Annotated in this window: 17 protein-coding genes; 12 read left to right on the forward strand and 5 right to left on the reverse strand. The window is 62.9% G+C overall.

The window, feature by feature from the left end; translation table 11 throughout:
- Nucleotides 1-34: 34 nt before the first annotated feature.
- Nucleotides 35-493: a hypothetical protein gene (locus F759_RS0123965; RefSeq protein WP_027802097.1), complete on the reverse strand. Its 459-nt coding sequence runs from the start codon at nt 491-493 to the stop codon at nt 35-37.
- 269 nt (nt 494-762) lie between these two features.
- Here F759_RS0123965 and F759_RS0123970 point away from each other — a divergent pair, with 269 nt between their 5' ends.
- The 5 genes from F759_RS0123970 to F759_RS0123990 all read left to right on the forward strand — a co-directional run bounded on the left by F759_RS0123970 (nt 763) and on the right by F759_RS0123990 (nt 5729).
- Complete coding sequence (locus F759_RS0123970; protein ID WP_027802098.1) at nt 763-1470, forward strand: CDP-alcohol phosphatidyltransferase family protein; 708 nt, start codon at nt 763-765, stop codon at nt 1468-1470.
- Nucleotides 1467-2300 (forward strand): HalD/BesD family halogenase, encoded by an 834-nt coding sequence (locus F759_RS0123975; RefSeq protein WP_027802099.1) that lies wholly within the window; start codon nt 1467-1469, stop codon nt 2298-2300. Before F759_RS0123970 ends, F759_RS0123975 begins: the two co-directional genes overlap by 4 nt.
- Complete coding sequence (locus F759_RS0123980; protein WP_027802100.1) at nt 2297-3331, forward strand: lysylphosphatidylglycerol synthase domain-containing protein; 1035 nt, start codon at nt 2297-2299, stop codon at nt 3329-3331. The genes F759_RS0123975 and F759_RS0123980 overlap by 4 nt, the downstream gene beginning before the upstream one ends.
- 27 nt (nt 3332-3358) lie before the next feature.
- Nucleotides 3359-4123 carry a phosphocholine cytidylyltransferase family protein gene (locus F759_RS0123985; protein ID WP_027802101.1) on the forward strand — a complete coding sequence of 255 codons (765 nt, stop codon included), beginning with the start codon at nt 3359-3361 and terminating at the stop codon, nt 4121-4123.
- Nucleotides 4124-4304: 181 nt separating this feature from the next.
- Nucleotides 4305-5729: an MFS transporter gene (locus F759_RS0123990; protein ID WP_274533486.1), complete on the forward strand. Its 1425-nt coding sequence runs from the start codon at nt 4305-4307 to the stop codon at nt 5727-5729.
- 25 nt (nt 5730-5754) lie between these two features.
- Here F759_RS0123990 and ehuA read toward each other — a convergent pair whose 3' ends face one another.
- From ehuA to ehuB, 4 genes are all read right to left on the reverse strand, one after another.
- A complete protein-coding gene (gene ehuA, locus F759_RS0123995) occupies nt 5755-6582 on the reverse strand; it encodes an ectoine/hydroxyectoine ABC transporter ATP-binding protein EhuA (protein ID WP_027802103.1) in 828 nt (275 codons plus the stop codon).
- 62 nt (nt 6583-6644) lie between these two features.
- Complete coding sequence (ehuD, locus tag F759_RS0124000) at nt 6645-7304, reverse strand: ectoine/hydroxyectoine ABC transporter permease subunit EhuD (protein ID WP_027802104.1); 660 nt, start codon at nt 7302-7304, stop codon at nt 6645-6647.
- Nucleotides 7301-7960: an ectoine/hydroxyectoine ABC transporter permease subunit EhuC gene (ehuC, locus tag F759_RS0124005; protein ID WP_027802105.1), complete on the reverse strand. Its 660-nt coding sequence runs from the start codon at nt 7958-7960 to the stop codon at nt 7301-7303. The genes ehuD and ehuC overlap by 4 nt, the downstream gene beginning before the upstream one ends.
- 108 nt (nt 7961-8068) lie before the next feature.
- Nucleotides 8069-8923, reverse strand: a complete 855-nt coding sequence (gene ehuB / locus F759_RS0124010; protein WP_027802106.1) for an ectoine/hydroxyectoine ABC transporter substrate-binding protein EhuB — start codon at nt 8921-8923, stop codon at nt 8069-8071.
- Between the two features lie 298 nt (nt 8924-9221).
- Here ehuB and ehuR point away from each other — a divergent pair, with 298 nt between their 5' ends.
- From ehuR to F759_RS0124050, 7 genes are all read left to right on the forward strand, one after another.
- Complete coding sequence (ehuR, locus tag F759_RS0124020) at nt 9222-10619, forward strand: MocR-like ectoine utilization transcription factor EhuR (protein WP_027802107.1); 1398 nt, start codon at nt 9222-9224, stop codon at nt 10617-10619.
- Nucleotides 10620-10793: 174 nt separating this feature from the next.
- Nucleotides 10794-11798 carry a hydroxyectoine utilization dehydratase EutB gene (gene eutB, locus F759_RS0124025; protein ID WP_027802108.1) on the forward strand — a complete coding sequence of 335 codons (1005 nt, stop codon included), beginning with the start codon at nt 10794-10796 and terminating at the stop codon, nt 11796-11798.
- Complete coding sequence (locus F759_RS0124030; RefSeq protein ID WP_027802109.1) at nt 11795-12796, forward strand: cyclodeaminase; 1002 nt, start codon at nt 11795-11797, stop codon at nt 12794-12796. The genes eutB and F759_RS0124030 overlap by 4 nt, the downstream gene beginning before the upstream one ends.
- Before the next feature lie 9 nt (nt 12797-12805).
- Nucleotides 12806-14032, forward strand: a complete 1227-nt coding sequence (gene doeA / locus F759_RS0124035; RefSeq protein ID WP_027802110.1) for an ectoine hydrolase DoeA — start codon at nt 12806-12808, stop codon at nt 14030-14032.
- Nucleotides 14033-14037: 5 nt separating this feature from the next.
- Nucleotides 14038-15084 carry a N(2)-acetyl-L-2,4-diaminobutanoate deacetylase DoeB gene (doeB, locus tag F759_RS0124040; RefSeq protein WP_027802111.1) on the forward strand — a complete coding sequence of 349 codons (1047 nt, stop codon included), beginning with the start codon at nt 14038-14040 and terminating at the stop codon, nt 15082-15084.
- Between the two features lie 5 nt (nt 15085-15089).
- A complete protein-coding gene (locus F759_RS0124045) occupies nt 15090-15581 on the forward strand; it encodes an Lrp/AsnC family transcriptional regulator (protein ID WP_027802112.1) in 492 nt (163 codons plus the stop codon).
- Between the two features lie 143 nt (nt 15582-15724).
- Entirely contained in the window at nt 15725-17230 is a 1506-nt protein-coding gene (locus F759_RS0124050; RefSeq protein WP_027802113.1) for an NAD-dependent succinate-semialdehyde dehydrogenase, read from the forward strand.
- Nucleotides 17231-17247 lie beyond the last annotated feature (17 nt).

Genomic DNA, 17247 nt, shown 5'->3' on the forward strand with positions numbered 1-17247 from the left:
CGCGGCGGTAGGCGGCGGATAGTGAAGCGCCGCCTCAACTGCGCTTGCAGAAGATCGCTGTGATGAGCGGCGCCACGCGGTGGACGATTGCCGTGCCGCCGGCTGCCGTCACCGCGGACCGTACCTTCGATTCGCTTCCGAACACCACCACGCCATAGGCCGAGCGCGCGACCGGCTCGCCTTCCCCGACGCGAAACATCGGGTCGTCCTTCTCGTATCCGACCACCGCGAAAATGTGAAATCCGAACGCGGTCAGGTCCGCCCCTTGCGCGGGAGAAAACGCATTGATCGAGTTGCTTTCGACGCGCGTCGGCTTCGGATCGATTAGTTGTTGTCCCGCAAGATCGGCGATGAACTGATGCCCGCTTTCGTTGCAGGCAAGCGGCGCATCAAGAGCAGTCGCGTGAGCGGCAAGCGGCAACGCGCCGCTCGCGACAGCAAGTGCGGCCGCGCAGAAAGCACGCGATGCGGCAGACGAAAGAAAGCGTTTCATAGCATGGAGAACGGCATATTCGATGTAGCGCGATGTAGTGTGTTCGCAACGGGCGGCGCGGCGAGAAGCAGCGGCCCGCACAACCTGCAAAGGCGTTGCGCATCGAAGTGATCCGGCGGGGCAGGCGCAACAGGATTCGCACTTTATCGCGATTCGGCCAATCCTGCTTTATGGATGCGGCTAGCAAACAAAGCGGCGAGCCCGACGAACCGCAAAGAAACTAACGGGAAGAAAGCAATCTTTCTCGATCCCGTATATATTTCCGGGTTATGAATTCGCGACCCCAGACTCCTATTAACGTGCCGCCGCCCAGAACCTGGGACGCGCGGCTGGCCCGCCGGCTCGTGACACCGCTTGTCAATACGCGCGTTACGCCTAATCATCTGACTACGCTGCGCCTGCTGATCGGCGTCTCGGGCGCGCTATGCCTCGCGCGCGGCGGATTCGCGTGGGCCAATGCCGGCGCGGTTCTCATTGTGCTGTCCAACTTCGTCGACCATACCGACGGCGAGCTTGCGCGCATCGGCGGAAAGTCGAGCCGTATCGGTCATTTTTACGACCTCGCTTGCGACGCGCTCGTCACTGTCATGCTGTTTATCGGCATGGGTATAGGCGCGGGCGATTCGAACGTGGGCATCGGCGGCCTCACGGTCGCGCCGGGTTGGCTCGGTGCTGTCGCCGGCATTGCCGTCGCGCTGATCTTTTTCCTGCGCATGCGCATCGAGGAAATGGCCGGCAAGGCGGGCACGAAGCAGGCCGCCGTCGGCGGCTTCGAAACGGAAGACGTGCTGTATCTGCTACCCATCGTCACGCTGACGAGCGTCGTCCTGCCGTTCGTCGTGGTTGCCTCGATTGGCGCGCCGCTCTTCGCGGTCTGGGTCATGATCGACTACTGGCGCGTGGCGCGCCGCAGCGTGCAGCCCGCCGTGGCTGGCTCGGGCGCTCCAGAAACCCATCAGGTATTGGCCGGCAAATGAGTACACACGCCGAAGACGACGTGGCCGCATCGATTTCCACCGAACGTACTGTGTCTGCCATGCAGACGGTGCCCGCCGCGCCGGACGCCGAGCGCGCGGTCGCGAGCCGCACCCGAACGTTCGATAATCTGCGCTTGCGCAAGGACTTCGCGGACCAGGGCGCCTTCCTTTATCTGGAAGATTTCCTCGCGCCGGAAGTGACCGCGCAACTCGTGCACAGCGCGCGCGCGCTCCTCGACGAAGTGAACCGCAACTACCTGCCGGGCCACAAGCAGGGCGGCAGCGTGAGCCGTCATACGATCGACCGTCTCGCGCCGTTCATCGCCGAACTGTATCGTTCGAAGGAGTTGATCGGCTGGCTCGAGCAACTGAGCGGCGACAAGCTGCAAGTGTCGCCGGCGGACGATCCGCACGCGTACGCGCTGTATTACTACACGCGACCGGGCGATCACATTGGCTGGCACTACGACACTTCGTACTATGACGGGCGCCGCTACACGTTGCTGTTAGGCGTGATCGACGAATCGTCGTGCCGGCTCGACTACGAATTGCACACGCGCAATCCGGATGTACCGGATCAGCCGGGCTCGGTTCAGATTCCGCCTGGCGGCCTCGTGTTTTTCGACGGCGACAAGCTGCGTCATCGCATCACGCCGGCCGGCCCGAACGAGATGCGCGTGTCGCTCACTTTTGAATACGTCACGGACCCGAACATGCGTCCGTGGCGCCGTCTGATTTCCAACATGAAAGATGCAATCGCGTATTTCGGCTTTCGCCAGGTGTTTCGCCAGATGACTCGAGCGAAAACCGGCGGCAAGGACCGCGCATGACTCGCGCGGCCCTGATTCTGCTGTCGATCGGGACGGCGCTGTTTGTCGGCCTGCTCGCCTGGCAGGGTTTCGGATCGGTTGTGTCGACGCTGCTCGCGGCCGGTTGGGGGCTCGCGCTCGTCGCGGCGTTTCACGTCGTGCCGCTCGCGCTCGACGCCGGCGCGATTTCCGTGCTGTTGCCGCGCCGCCGCGACGGAGCACCTGATCATCGTCACCATCACCCCTTGTCGGTGCGCGACGCACTGTTCGCGCGATGGATCGGCGAGTCCGTGAATAGTCTGTTGCCGGCCGGCCAGATCGGCGGGCCGGTCGTGATGGTGCGGCAACTCTCGCAGCGCGGCATGCGCATGCGCGACGCGGCCGCGGCCATCACCGTGAGCACGACCGCTCAGGCGCTTGCGCAAATCATCTTCGCGCTGTTCGGGCTGCTGATGTTCGGCGCCTACGCGGCGCACGGCGCGCTGCACGACCTGCAAACCGCTACGCTGATTGCAACGGCCTTGCTTGGCGGCATGATCGTCGGTTTTTATTATGCGCAACGGCGCGGGCTGTTTGGCCGGCTGCTCGGCGTGCTGTCGAGGGTCTTCGGCAAGCGCGACTGGTCCGGACTGATGACTCGCGCCGAAGCCGTCGATGCCGCCGTCCAGGCCATGTACCGCGAGCGCGCCCGCGTGGCGGCGAGCTTTGTGCTGAGTCTTGCGGGCTGGGTCGTCGGCACGGTGGAAGTGTGGCTCGCGCTGCGCTTTCTCGGCCATCCCGTCGACTGGATCGACGCGCTGCTGCTAGAAAGCGTCGGTCAGGCCATTCGTGGCGCGGCCTTCATGATCCCCGGCTCGCTCGGCGTGCAGGAAGGCGGCTATCTGCTGCTTGCGCCGCTGGTGGGTTTGCCGCCCGATGCGGCGCTGGCGTTGTCGCTCGCGAAGCGCGCGCGCGAAATCCTGCTAGGCTTGCCAGGTCTGCTGGTCTTGCACTTCAGCGAACGAAGCTGGCAGCGGCGGCGTGCTCTTGGGCACGTTCCCGCTGTCGATTAAACTCCGTATCTTTTCAAAGGACCGCGCATGCGTGCCATCATCCTCGCTGCGGGCCTCGGCCTGCGTCTCCAGCAACCGCCGGAAGCCCAGTTCCCGAAGTGCCTGTTGCAGTTCGACGGCATGAGCCTGCTCGAGCGGCACTTGCAGATGCTCGAAACCGCCGGCGTGACGGACGTCGTGCTGGCGCTCGGTTTTCAGCCCGAGTCGGTGCAGGCGGAACTGGCGCGCATCAACTGGCCGCACAAAGTCGAAACGGTGCTGAACACGCGCTACGACCTGGGCAGCGTGCTGACGGTGCACACGGTGGCCGAGGCGCTGACACGCGGCGGCGACGTGCTGCTGATGGACGCCGACGTGCTCTACGACGAGCGCATTCTGGCCGCGCTGGTCGCCGGCGAAACGGTCAACCGTCTGTTGATCGACCGCGATTTCGAAGCCGGCGATGAACCCGTGAAGCTGTGTCTGAAAGACGGTGTACCGGTTGAATTGCGCAAGCAACTCGCGGTGAATCTGGAGTACGACACCATCGGCGAATCCGTTGGCTTTTTCCGCTTCCGCCAGGAAACGGCGCAGCGCTTCGCGCAAATCGTGGCGGGTTATATCGACAGCGGCCGGGCCAACTTGCCGCACGAAGAAGCCGTGCGCGATCTGCTGCTGGAGCGCAGCCAGGTGTTCGATACCGCCGACGTGACCGGCGCACCGTGGATCGAGATCGACTTCCCGAACGACGTCGCGCGTGCGGCCACCGAAATCCTGCCGCAGTTGCAACCGCTGGTTAGCGCGTCGCGCTGAGCTGCACCGCGCGTCACGCGTCGTGCATCAAGCGTTATGCAACACGCGCGGCGTGCCACGAAGAGCCGGCTCCATGCCGGCTCTTCGTCGTTCAACGCGTCGTTCAACGGTTATTCAAGGCGTCGCGCAATAACCTAGGTTGCCGCTGCAATGCCATAATCGACGCTTTATCTCGACGGCCTTGCCAACCGTCGCTCTGCTAATGCCTTTCGCTTTAGGCGCTTTCATTGTTCCGCTAATCGTTGCGTGTGCGATGTTCATGGAAAACGTGGACGGCACGGTCATCGTGACGTCGCTGCCCGTCCTGGCGCGCGATCTCGGTCAGGACCCCATCACGCTGAAGCTGGCCGTCACCGCGTATGTGATCGGTCTCGGCGTATTCATTCCGATTTGCGGCTGGGTCGCAGACCGCTTCGGTTCGCGCACGGTGTTTCGCACGGCCATCGGCATCTTCATGGCCGGCTCGCTGATGTGCGCGGCATCGACTTCGCTTGGCATGTTCGTGGCTGCGCGCTTCGTGCAAGGCATTGGCGGCGCGATGATGGTGCCAGTGGGTCGCATCATCATTTTCCGTTCGGTGCCGAAATCCGAGTTCATCCGCGCGGTCAATTATCTGACGGTGCCCGCGCTGCTCGGCCCCGTGGTCGGCCCGCCGCTCGGCGGCTTTATCACGACCTATCTGCATTGGCGCCTGATCTTCTTCGTCAATATTCCGATCGGTTTGTTCGGTATCTGGCTCGCCAATAAGCACATCGCCAACGTGCGCGAAGCGCATCCTGGCCGGCTCGACTGGACCGGCTTTCTGTTGTCTGCGAGCGGCGCGTCGCTGTTCATGCTCGGGCTCTCGCTGGTGGGCGGCGAACTCGTGCCAAACACCGTGTCGTTCGGCATGTGCGCTGTCGGTGTCGTGCTGCTGGTGGGTTACGTGCTCTACGCGAATCGTGTGGAGTTGCCAGTGCTCGATTTGCGCCTTCTGCGTATTCCGAGCTTTCATGCGAGCGTGGCGGGCGGGTCGCTCTTTCGCATCGGGCTCGGCGCGGTGCCGTTTCTATTGCCGCTCGCGTTACAGGAAGGCCTCGGCATGACCGCGTTCGTGGCGGGATCGATTACGTGCGCGTCCGCATTCGGCTCGATCTTCATGAAGGCGGCGACCTCGCGCATACTTCGGCGCTTCGGCTTTCGCACTGTGTTGATGCTCAACGCGGGTTGTGCGGGCGTTGCTATCGCGATCTACGGCCTGTTCTTTCCCGGCACGCCGCACTGGTTGATCTGGTGTGTGGTACTGGTCGGCGGCTTCTTTCCGTCGCTTCAGTTCACGTCGTTAAATACACTGGCGTATGCCGATATTCCGAGTCGCGACGTCGGCCGCGCGACGAGCGTCGCGAGCGTGATCCAGCAGATTTCGCTCGGGCTCGGCGTGACCATCGCGGGCATCGTGCTGCAAATCTCGCACAACGTGCAGGGTCATTCGAGCATCGTGTTCTCGGACTTCTGGCCGGCGTTTGTAGTGGTCGGCCTGTTCTCGTTCCTGTCGATTCCGGTGACAGCACGTTTGCCGCATGACGCGGGCGATGAAATCGCCCGCGGCCGTCGCAGCACTGCGTGACAGCAAGAAGCGAAGCTTAAGCAGATCACACCGCCTCTTTTACGGCGCGCAGGAACTGCTGCGTGCGCTCATGTTGAGGCGCGCTGAAGAACTGCTGCGGCGGCCCTTGCTCGATGATCTTGCCTTGCGAGAAAAAGCACACACGGTCCGCGAATTCGCGAGCGAAACCCATCTGGTGCGTGACCATCAGCATCGTCAGATTGTGTTCGCTGCCGAGTCGCCGGATCACGTTCAGCACTTCGCCGCACAACTCGGGGTCGAGCGCGGACGTCACTTCGTCGAACAGCATGACTTTAGGCCGCATGGCAAGCGCGCGTGCGATCGCCACACGCTGTTGCTGGCCGCCCGATAACTGCGACGGATAGTGATTGCATTTATCCTCGAGCCCGACGAGCGACAGCAGATCGCGAGCACGCTCGGTCGCTTCCTTGCGCGACAGGCCCAGCACCTGCATTGGCGCTTCAATCGTATTGGCGAGCGCCGTCATATGCGGAAACAGATTGAAGCTCTGAAATACCATGCCGATCTTGCTGCGCACGCGCCGCAAATGTTTCAGCGATGCCGGCACCAGCACGCCGTTCCTGTGCATATGCGTAAGAGGCTCACCATCCACTTCGATCATGCCGCCCGTCAGCGGATCGAGCGTCATCAGCACGCGCAATAGCGTCGATTTGCCCGAACCGCTCGGCCCGATGATCGCTACTTTCTCGTTGCGGGCAATCTCCAGATTGAGTTCGTCGAGCACGGTCAGCGCACCGTAGCGCTTCGTCACGCCGGCGAAGCGCACCATCGGCGCCTCGCCCGGCGTGCCGGCCTTCGGGTCTAGCAGGGAAGCGGGATCGTCTCGTTTCATCGGGTTCTCCACAGATAAAGCCGAATGCGGCGGGGTAGGGGCATCGAGGTCGGTCTTCACGGTCATGGCAACCTCAGGCCGTATTCGAGCCGCCGCACGAGGTGCGCGAACGTCACGCTGATCAGCAGGAAGAAGATGCCCGCGAGCGTGATCGGCTCCAGATAGCGGAAGGTCTCGGAGCCGATGTTCTTCGCCTGCTGCATCAGTTCGACCACGGTAATCGCCGAGAGTACGGGCGTGTCCTTGAACATCGCTACCAGATAGTTGCCGAGCGCGGGAATCACCGGGCGAATCGCCTGCGGCAGAATCACGCCGCTATAGGTGCGCCACGGCGACAGCGACAGCGCGCAGGCCGCTTCCCACTGACCGCGCGCCACGCCGTTCAGGCCGGCGCGATACACCTCCGACGTGTAGCACGCGTAGTGCAGCGCGATACCCACGGTGCCCGCCGTCAAAGCGGACATCGTGATGCCATACACCGGCAGCACATAGAACAGCACGTACACCTGAATCAGCAACGGCGTACTGCGAATGAACTCGACAATAAACCCAACTGTGCGCGACACCGCCTTGACCGGGCTGCGCCGCAGCACGGCCAGCACGAGCCCGAGCACCAACGCGATTGCAAAACCGATCAACGTAATGAGGATCGTGTACATCGACGCGCGCAACAGCGCGGGCAGGATTTGCTCTGCGTAATGCAGGTCGAAAAAGCTGTTCATCGGACGGCCCTCTGGATGATGCCGTGACTCACGCGGCGCTCGAAATGCCGCATCAGCGCAACGAGAATCTGCGCGAGCACGAAGTAGATAACCAGCGTGAGCATGAAAATCTCGGCGGTCTTGAAAGTCGCCTCGTCGAGTTGCCGTGCGCGAAACGTCAGGTCCGACAGCGTGATCAGCGATACCAGCGACGTGCCCTTGAGTAGTTCGATCATCAGATTGGTGGCGGGCGGCAGCGCATTGATCATCGCTTGCGGCAGCACGATGCGGCGCATTCTGGAAAGCGGCGACATGTTGAGCGCGAGCGCGGCCTCGAACTGTCCGCCGGGCACCGAACGCAGTGCGCCGCGCAGAATTTCCGAGCCGTACGCGCCATAGTGCAAACCGAGTCCGACGATGGCGACGGTAAACGGCGTCATCTCGATGCGAAACGGCGGCAGTGGCAGCACGAAGAAAAACCAGAACAGTTGCACGAGCAACGAGGTGCCGCGAAAGATCTCGACGTAAGCATTGCCGAGCCAGCGCAGCGGCGCCCACGGCGCGAGCTTCGCGGCTGTTCCGACGAACGCCATCACGATCGCGAGCACGGTTGCGCAGGCGGCGATCTCGATCGTCACGAGCGTGCCTTGGAGCAGCAGGGGAAATAGTTCACGCATGGCGGTTCCTCGCTTGCATGACGGTGCGTGCGCTTGCACGCGCCTGTAACTTGAGTGCCGGCGCTTGCCGGCGCGATGTCGATTCGCTTGCGATGCGTGTGGCTTCGCTTACTTGCCGCAGATCTCGGCGGCGGTGCGCGTCGTCAGATTCGTTTTGTCGAAGCCGAACGGCGCCACGGTTTGCAGATGGTCGGCCGTGCCGAGCCACTCCTGCAACTGCTTGTTGACCGCATCGCGCAGATCGCCGTCTTCCGGGCGGAATGCGAGAGCACCGTAGCCGGTGTGCTTCGGGTCGTCGGTGAACTTCGCGACGGCCTCGACCTGGTCAGATGCTTTCGCGGCGAGACCCTTCATCGTGAGCGCGGTTCCGGCGGCGGCGTCGGCGCGGCGTGCACGAACGGCTTGCAGTTGCGCGGTCGTGTCGGGCACCTGCATGAGTTGGGCGTCTTTCACGCCGGCATCGCGCGAATTGGCGAGTTCCACTGCACCGGCCATCACGGCGAGTTTGAGGTCGGGCTGCTTGCCGATATCGCCGTAGCTATGCAGATTCTTTGGATTGCCTTTGAGCACCAGAAGCGTGTCCTGAATCTGATACTGCGGATTGGCGAACGCGACCTGCTTGCAACGCTCCGGCGTGATGTACATGCCCGCTGCGATCACGTCGAAACGGCCCGCGCGCAGACCGGGAATGAGCGAGCCCCATTCGGTCAGCACGCCATCTACTTTCTTCACGCCCATTCTCCCGAAAATTTTCCGGGCGATTTCCGGCGACTCGCCGGTCACCTTGCCGTCCGGCGTGGTGTACGCGAACGGCGCTTCATTTGCATAGCCGATGCGCACTTCGCCGGTGCGTTGAATGCGCTGCAACGTCGTTTCGGCCGACGCATGTTGTGCCGGCATGGCCAGAGCCGCCGCCGCGACGCAGAGGGCTCCCAGCAATCCTGAAGTGCGCTTCGCTTTCATATCGATTCCGTGGTGTGGCGTGATGAATGTCGCGGCGCATCATGCGCGCGGCAACGCGAAGGGCCGGCGATATCCGCGCTTCACTAGCCTCGCGCCGTAACCCTGAATGCAGCATACAAAGCCAATTTTTTGTTGCGATTGCTCTAGGACAATAATTTTCCCGGCCTGTTTGGCGGCAGTATGAGAGGCGTTGGCACGTCGCATCGTGGGCTTGTAGACATAACCGGCTGCAAGGGTAAACGACGACAGGACAGTAGCTCATAACATGGGCTTGCAACAGCAGAACGTGGAGGCGCAGGTGATCGAGCAGTGGCGTGACGCAGTGCGGGCGGTGCACGGCGTGGAGTCGAAGTACAAACGGCTGGTGAAGGCCATCGCGGGCGATATCGAAAGCGCTTCGCTGCCCGCGGGCGCGCGTCTGCCGCCGCAGCGCGATGTGGCCGGCGAGCTGGCAATCAGCGTTCAGACCGTGACCAACGCATACAAGGAACTGGAGCGGCAAGGGCTGATCCGCTGCGAGGTGGGGCGCGGCAGCTTCGTTGCGGCGCGCGTCACCGAGACCATGTCGAACTATATGCTCGATACGGCAGAGCGCTCGGTGGTCGACTTTTCGATTGCGCGCATCATCCATACGGCGGAGCACGACGCGATGTGGCGCAAGGTCTGCGCGACGCTGTCCACACTCGACGACCAGCCGTGGATTCGCGCATTCCGTCCGATTGCGGGCTTCGAGCATCATCGGCAGGCGGGCGTCGCGTGGCTTGCCTCGTTGGGCATGCCCGCTTCCGCTGATACGCTGCTCGTCACGAATGGCGCCGCGCACGGCATCTTCCTCGCGCTCGCGTCGCTCGTGGGCCCCGGCGACACCGTGCTGTGCGAAAGCCTCACCGACCACGGTGTGATCGGCTCGGCTAATGTGCTCGGCTTCACGCTGAAGGGCCTCGAAATCGACGAATATGGCATACACCCCGAACATTTCGAGGAGATGTGCGACAGCGAGCGGATCAGCGCGCTCGTCTGCACGCCCACGCTCAACAACCCCACCGTCGCGATGATGCCCGATTCGCGGCGCCGCGCGATTGCGCGCATCGCGGAGCGCTACGGCGTATACATCATCGAGGACGATGTCTACGGCCCATTGCCCGCCAGGGCCGCGACGCCGATCGCGAGTCTGATCCCCGAGTTGTCGTTCTATTGCACGAGTCTGACGAAGTCGGTACTGACAGGTTTGCGCATCGGCTATCTGACTACGCCACGGCGGCTCGCGCTGCGTGCTGAAAGCGTGTTGCGCGTGAGCAGCTGGATGGCCACGTCGCCGATGGCCGAAGTCGCAACGCGCTGGATCGTCGACGGCACCGCGGAGCGTCTCGTGCAGATCCAGCGTGAACGTTTGGGCCGGCGCCAGGCGCTGTTGCAGCAAACGCTCGGCGGCTATGTGCTCGGCGCGCATCCACAGGCTTTGTCCGCATGGCTGCGCGTGCCCGAGCACTGGCAGGCGGACCGGCTCGTGAGGGAATTGCGCAATCGCGACATTGCCGTGACTTCCGCCGATCCGTTTCTCGTGCGCGGCGCGGACCGGCCGAATGCGGTACGGGTTTGCGTGGGCGCCGAAGTGAGCGACGAAACGTATAAAGCCGCATTGGAGACGATGCGCGAGGTCTTCGAGCAGTATCCCCAAGTGCACGATTTCACGTGACCCGCTAATCGCACTGCGAGCAGCGTGGGCGAAATGAACTAGGACAATAGAAATCGTTTTTTAGAACATTAGACTGGGCTGCATTGAAAACGATGCGGCCGCAGCCAGCATGACGCTTCAGTCATCGCAAAGCAGCGACGGCATCGAATTGAACCCTTTCGTGCAGGGCCGTTCATGTCCGTTCTGTCGCTGGCCGATGTCTATCGCGCGTGTCGCCGTATCGAAGGGCGCGTGTGCCGCACGCCGCTTGTCGAATCGCCGAGCCTCTCGGCCATCGCCGGCACGCCGGTCTTTCTCAAGCTCGAAACCGTGCAGCCGACTGGCAGCTTCAAGCTGCGAGGCGCGACCAATGCTGTTGCTCAACTGAGCGAGCAAGGTTGCCGCAAAGTCGTGACCGCATCGACTGGGAATCATGGCCGCGCGGTGGCTCATGCGGCTCGCGCGCTAGGTATCGAAGCCACCGTCTGTCTGTCCGCGCTCGTGCCGCGGAACAAGGTGGAAGCGGTGCGCGCGCTCGGTGCACAGGTGCGCATTGTCGGCAAGAGCCAGGACGAGGCCGAGCACGAAGCGTTGCGGCTCGTGCGCGAAGAGCGCTTCGCGTACGTGCCGCCCTTTGACGATCTCAATGTGATCGCGGGGCAGGCGACCATCGGACTCGAAATCGTCGAAGCGCTGCCGGACGTTGCGCATATTGTCGTGCCGTTGTCCGGCGGCGGTCTGTTCGCCGGTGTTGCATTCGCCGCCAAAAGCGCGAATAGCGCGATCCGCATGAGTGGCGTGACGATGGCGCGCGGTGCCGCAATGCATGCGAGTCTCGCGGCAGGACGGCCCGTGCTTGTCGATGAAGTCGAGACGTTGGCCGATTCGCTGGGCGGCGGCATCGGCCTCGAAAACCGCTACACGTATCAGCTCACACGCGATCTGATTGACGATACCGTGCTGCTCGACGAAGCCTCGATTGCGCGCGGCATCGTGCATGCGTATCAGCACGAGCGGCTCGTCGTGGAAGGTGCAGCGGCAGTCGGCATCGCCGCACTGCTCGACGGCAGGCTGCACGACGTGCGTGTGCCGCGCGGTCCGGTGGTGCTCATCGTGACCGGCTCGAACATCGACATCGATCTGCATCGCCGCATCGTCAATGCGATGCCCGCACAGTCCCATTCCCCGGAAACGCCATGACGTCCGTCACATTGCTCGGCGAAGCGCAGCTTCGCGAACTGGTGCCGCTCGATCTCGCGGCAATCGATCAGGTCGAAGCGGCTTTCCTCGCGTTGGCCACCGAAGATGTCGCGATGCCGCCGATCCTGCGGCTCGATCTGCCCGTGCAGAACGGCGAGGTCGATGTAAAGACCGCGTATCTGCCGCGCTTCGACAGCTTTGCGATCAAGGTCAGTCCCGGCTTCTTCAACAATCCCGCGCTTGGTCTGCCGAGTTTGAACGGGCTGATGCTGGTGCTGTCGGCAAAGACGGGGCTGACCGAAGCGGTGCTGCTCGATAACGGTTATCTGACTGCGGTGCGCACGGCAGCCGCAGGCGCCGTCGCGGCACGCTGGCTCGCGAAGCAGCATACGCCGCAAGTCGCGGTGCTCGGCGCAGGCGAACAGGCGCGTCTACAACTGCAAGCGTTGATGCTGGTACGCCGCGTCGAACAGGTGCGCGTGTGGGCTCGCAATCGCATCAACGCGGAACGCTTTGCAGAAGAAGTGACCGCGACATTCGGCGTGCGCTGCGAAGCCGCGCGCGATGTCGCCCACGCGCTCGCCGAAGCGGACGTGGCCATTACCACGACGCCGAGCCGCACACCCTTGATCGAAGCCGCGCATCTGCACGCCGGTTTGCATATCACCGCAATGGGCTCGGACGCCGAGCACAAAAACGAAATTGCGCCGGCCGCACTGGCGGCGGGGCGCTACATCTGCGACCGCGTGCAACAGACGCGTGTGCTCGGCGAACTACATCACGCGCTGAATGCCCGCGCGATCCAGGCCGACGCCACGATGGCCGAATTGGGCGAGGTGATAGCGGGCAAGGCCGTGGGCCGCGTGAACGATCGCGACATGACGATCTGCGATCTTACCGGCACCGGCGCGCAGGACACGGCTATCGCCGCGCTTGCATTGCAGCGAGCGCGCGCCGCGAAGGCAGGAATGATTTTTCGTAACGATGTGAAGCGCTGAGAGGGGACGATGTCAGAGACAAAGCAACTGGAACGCAATGTGAGCGATCAGGCGCCGGCCGCGCGTTTGCCGTTCGAACGCGCGGAATACGACGCACGTATTGCTAAAACGCGCAAGGCGATGCAGGCCGCCGGGATCGAACTGCTGATCGTGTCCGACCCGACCAACATGGCGTGGCTGACCGGCTACGACGGCTGGTCGTTTTATGTGCATCAATGCGTGCTGCTTGCGCTCGATGGCGAGCCGGTCTGGTTCGGACGCGGCCAGGACGCGAATGGCGCAAAGCGCACCGTATTCATGCAGCACGATCAGATAGTTGGTTATCCAGATCATTACGTGCAGTCAGCCGCACGCCATCCGATGGATTACCTCGCGCGTGAAGTGATCGAGGCGCGCGGCTGGGGCGCGTTGAAGATCGGCGTGGAAATGGATAACTACTATTTCAGCGCGGCGGCTTATCGTTCGCTCGTCCAGCATCTGCCGAAAGCAGAATGGCAGGATGCGACGAGCCTCGTGAACTGGCAACGCGCAGTGAAATCGCCGCGCGAGATCGAATACATGCGCGTGGCGGCGCGCATCGTCGAAGCGATGCATGCGCGCATCGTCGAGCGCATCGAGCCTGGCATGCGCAAGAACGATCTCGTGGCCGAAATTTACTCGACAGGCATTCGCGGTGTGGAAGGTTACGGCGGCGACTATCCGGCCATTGTGCCGTTGTTGCCGACCGGCGCCGATGCCGCCGCGCCGCATCTCACCTGGGACGACACACCGTTCGTCAAGGGCGCGGGCACGTTCTTCGAAATTGCCGGTTGCTTCAAGCGCTACCACTGTCCGCAATCGCGCACCGTGTATCTCGGCAAGCCGCCGAAGCATTTCATCGACGGCGAGCGCGCGGTTGTCGAAGGCATCGAAGCCGGTCTTGCGGCGGCCAAACCTGGCAACACCTGCGAGGACATTGCCAACGCGTTCTTTGCGATGCTGCACAAATACGGCATTGAAAAGAACAGCCGCTGCGGCTATCCGATCGGCGCGAGCTATCCGCCGGATTGGGGCGAGCGCACGATGAGCCTGCGCCCGGGGGACAAGACTGTCCTCGAACCCGGCATGACGTTTCACTTCATGCCGGGACTCTGGCTCGACGATTGGGGACTCGAAATCACCGAAAGCATCCTGATTACGGAGAACGGCGTCGAGACGTTCTGCAATACGCCGCGCAAGCTGTTCGTGAAGGAGTAGTGCACATGCGCGCATCGCCCATTCAGCCGACCGTCGATTTCGACGCAGACGGCGAACAGCACGGCTTTCTGAAACTGCCGCATTCGCACGACGCCTCCGCTTGGGGCGCCGAGATGATTCCGGTCACGGTGATCCGCAACGGCGACGGGCCGACCGCGTTGCTCACCGGCGGCAATCATGGTGACGAATATGAAGGGCCGATCGCGCTGTCGAAGCTCGCTTCGACGCTGAAAGCCGGGGACGTGAAGGGCCGCGTCATCATCGTGCCGTTCATGAATTTTCCTGCGTTTCGTGCGGGAACACGCACGTCGCCGATCGATCGCGGCAATCTGAACCGCAGTTTCCCCGGCAAGCCGGACGGCACGATCACCGAGAAGATCGCCGATTATTTCCAGCGCTATCTGCTGCCGCTCGCCGATTACGTGCTCGATCTGCATGCGGGCGGCCGCACGCTCGACTTCGTCCCGTTCGCCGCGATTCATCTGCTGCCGGACGAGCGTCAGCAGGCGCGCTGCGAAGCGGCGATGCGCGCGTTCGGCGCGCCTTACTCGATGCGAATGCTGGAACTGGATAGCGTGGGCCTTTTCGATAGCGCGGCTGAGGAAGCGGGCAAAGTATTCGTGTCGACGGAACTTGGCGGCGGTGGGACGGCCACGGCACAAAGCGTGGCAGTGGCCTCGCGCGGCGTGCGCGGCTTCTTGCAGCACGCGGGCATTCTCACGCAGGAGGCGCGCCATGACGTAAGCCACGAACCAGGCATCGAAGCCACGCGCACCACAACACTTCTCGACATGCCCGACAGCACCTGCTTCACGACCAGCGAACACGACGGACTGCTGGAACTCTGCAAGGACCTTGGCGAGATGGTCGAAAGCGGTGAGGTGATCGCGCGGGTTTACGACGCGTCGCGTACTGGCGCTGCGCCGGTCGAATATCGCGCGCGCCGTGGCGGCATGCTGGCGGCGCGTCGTTTCCCGGGTTTGGTGCGAATCGGCGATACGGTCGCGGTGGTGGCCGATGTCGTCGAACGCGGCATACCGGTGAGCTTTTGAGCGCGATGAAACTCGATCGCTACGACCTGGCGATTTTGCGCATTCTCGCGCGTGACGGACGCATTACGAAGTCGCGTCTCGCGGAGGAAATCAACCTGTCGATTTCGCCGGCGTGGGAGCGCGTCAAGCGCCTGGAAGAAAGCGGCGTGATTCGCGGTTATCGCGCCGACATCGACTGGCTGCGCGCGTTCAAGGGTGCTCGCGTCGTGGTCGAGGTGACGCTTGCGCGGCACACCGCGCAGGACATGCGGCGCTTCGAGGAGCGGATCGCAGCTTCCCCCGAGGTCGCGCAGTGTCATGCAACGGGCGGCGGCGTCGACTACGTAATGCACGTGATGTCACGCGACATCGACCACTATCAACGCTTTATCGATTCACTGCTCACTGACGAACTGGGCATCGAAAAGTACTTCACGTACATCGTCACGAAAGTCGTGAAGAGCATGCCGGAAGGCGTGCCGGACTGGGCTGGCGAAACCCTCGGCGACGACAGTTGATGCACGCGCCGACGCAACCGAAAAAATGCCATGCGCGGCTGCGAATTATGGAAAAAACGCCTGCTTTAACACGCGGGAACAGAAAGAAACGCAAGCCCGCTGACCGTACAGTGACAGACATACATCGCCCACAGGAGGTCGTCATGTTGCTGGGTCATCCGGTTCTGTTCAAATCGCTGTGCTACGTCGACGGGCGCTGGGTGCATAGCGCGAGCGCGGCCAGCGTCGCCGTGCGCAATCCCGCGGATCAGCAGGTGCTCGGACATGTACCGATGCTCGACGCCGCGCAGATCACCGAAGCGGTCGACGCCGCGCAGCGCGCGTTTTCCGCATGGCGCTGGTTGCCGGTCGCGAAGCGCTCGGCGCTGCTGCTGCGCTGGCACGAACTGATCTTGCGGCATCAGCACGATCTGGCCGCGATCCTGTCGCTCGAACAGGGCAAGCCGCTTGCGGAAGCGCGCGGGGAGATTGCGTATGGCGCGAGCTTTGTCGAATGGTTCGCGCATGAAGTGCGGCGCTTGAATGGCCGCACGATTCCCACGCATATCGACGGTGCGCAACTCGGCACGGTGATCGAACCGGTGGGCGTCGCCGCGTTGATCACGCCGTGGAATTTTCCCTGCGCGATGATCACGCGCAAGGCGGCCGCCGCGCTCGCGGCCGGTTGCACGGTGGTGGTCAAGCCCGCACATGAAACGCCGTTCTCGGCGCTCGCGCTTGCTCAACTCGCGGAAGAAGCGGGCTTTCCCGCAGGCGTGTTCAACGTCGTGCTCGGCGAACCGCAAATGGCGATGCAAACGCTGGTGGGCGATGCGCGCGTGCGCTCGGTGAGCTTTACTGGTTCGACTCGTGTCGGCGCGCTCGTGATGCAGGCCGTCGCCAAAGCCGGCATCAAGAAAACGGCGCTGGAATTGGGCGGCAATGCGCCGTTCATCGTGACCGAAGACGCAGACCTCGATCAGGCCGTGCGCGTTGCAGTCGCGGCGAAGTTTCAAACCTCGGGACAGGACTGCTGCGCGGCCAATCGCATTTTCGTCGCGCGTCCGGTGTACGAGGCTTTCGTCGCTCAATACAGCGATGCGGTTCGCGCATTGAAAGTGGGCTCGGCATTCGAAGCGAACGTGGACGTCGGCCCGTTGATGCATCAGGCCGCGTTCGACACGACCGTGCAGCGCGTCGCGGATGCACAAGCGCAGGGCGCTCGCATCACCGTCGGCGGATCGGCGCATGAACGCGGCGGCTGGTTCTTCGAGCCGACCGTAGTGGCCGACGCCGCACCCGGCATGCGCATTTACGACGAAGAAAACTTTGCGCCGATTTCCGCCATAACACCATTCGATTCGCTTGACGAAGTAATTCGGCGCGCGAACGACACGGAGTACGGGCTGGCCGCATACGTCTGCGCGCGTGACCTCAATACGGTCTTTCAACTGATCCGCCGTCTGGAGTTCGCGATGGTTTCCGTGAACGGCGCGAAATTCACGGGCGCTCCGATTCCGTTCGGCGGCATCAAGTCGTCGGGCCTTGGCCGCGAAGGCGGCGCCGAGGGCTTCGAACCTTTTGTCGAGACGCGCTATTTCTGCCTTGGCCAGCTCGGCTTGCCGGTGACCGACAGCATTGCCGCTCGCAGCGTTGCAGCCGCCGCCTAACCTCATTCATCGATTCA

It is taken from the genome of Paraburkholderia dilworthii (assembly GCF_000472525.1).
Lineage (GTDB): Bacteria > Pseudomonadota > Gammaproteobacteria > Burkholderiales > Burkholderiaceae > Paraburkholderia > Paraburkholderia dilworthii.

What these genes read in the sequence shown, in the direction of transcription:
- ehuB (WP_027802106.1), bottom strand. Translation starts at nt 8,923, where the DNA reads ATGAAAGCGAAGCGCACTTCAGGATTGCTGGGAGCCCTCTGCGTCGCG.
- doeA (WP_027802110.1), top strand. Translation starts at nt 12,806, where the DNA reads ATGTCAGAGACAAAGCAACTGGAACGCAATGTGAGCGATCAGGCGCCG.
- F759_RS0123970 (WP_027802098.1), top strand. Translation starts at nt 763, where the DNA reads ATGAATTCGCGACCCCAGACTCCTATTAACGTGCCGCCGCCCAGAACC.
- F759_RS0124050 (WP_027802113.1), top strand. Translation starts at nt 15,725, where the DNA reads ATGTTGCTGGGTCATCCGGTTCTGTTCAAATCGCTGTGCTACGTCGAC.
- F759_RS0123985 (WP_027802101.1), top strand. Translation starts at nt 3,359, where the DNA reads ATGCGTGCCATCATCCTCGCTGCGGGCCTCGGCCTGCGTCTCCAGCAA.
- ehuC (WP_027802105.1), bottom strand. Translation starts at nt 7,960, where the DNA reads ATGCGTGAACTATTTCCCCTGCTGCTCCAAGGCACGCTCGTGACGATC.
- F759_RS0123975 (WP_027802099.1), top strand. Translation starts at nt 1,467, where the DNA reads ATGAGTACACACGCCGAAGACGACGTGGCCGCATCGATTTCCACCGAA.
- ehuD (WP_027802104.1), bottom strand. Translation starts at nt 7,304, where the DNA reads ATGAACAGCTTTTTCGACCTGCATTACGCAGAGCAAATCCTGCCCGCG.
- doeB (WP_027802111.1), top strand. Translation starts at nt 14,038, where the DNA reads ATGCGCGCATCGCCCATTCAGCCGACCGTCGATTTCGACGCAGACGGC.
- ehuA (WP_027802103.1), bottom strand. Translation starts at nt 6,582, where the DNA reads ATGAAACGAGACGATCCCGCTTCCCTGCTAGACCCGAAGGCCGGCACG.
- F759_RS0124045 (WP_027802112.1), top strand. Translation starts at nt 15,090, where the DNA reads ATGAAACTCGATCGCTACGACCTGGCGATTTTGCGCATTCTCGCGCGT.
- F759_RS0123965 (WP_027802097.1), bottom strand. Translation starts at nt 493, where the DNA reads ATGAAACGCTTTCTTTCGTCTGCCGCATCGCGTGCTTTCTGCGCGGCC.
- F759_RS0124030 (WP_027802109.1), top strand. Translation starts at nt 11,795, where the DNA reads ATGACGTCCGTCACATTGCTCGGCGAAGCGCAGCTTCGCGAACTGGTG.
- eutB (WP_027802108.1), top strand. Translation starts at nt 10,794, where the DNA reads ATGTCCGTTCTGTCGCTGGCCGATGTCTATCGCGCGTGTCGCCGTATC.
- F759_RS0123980 (WP_027802100.1), top strand. Translation starts at nt 2,297, where the DNA reads ATGACTCGCGCGGCCCTGATTCTGCTGTCGATCGGGACGGCGCTGTTT.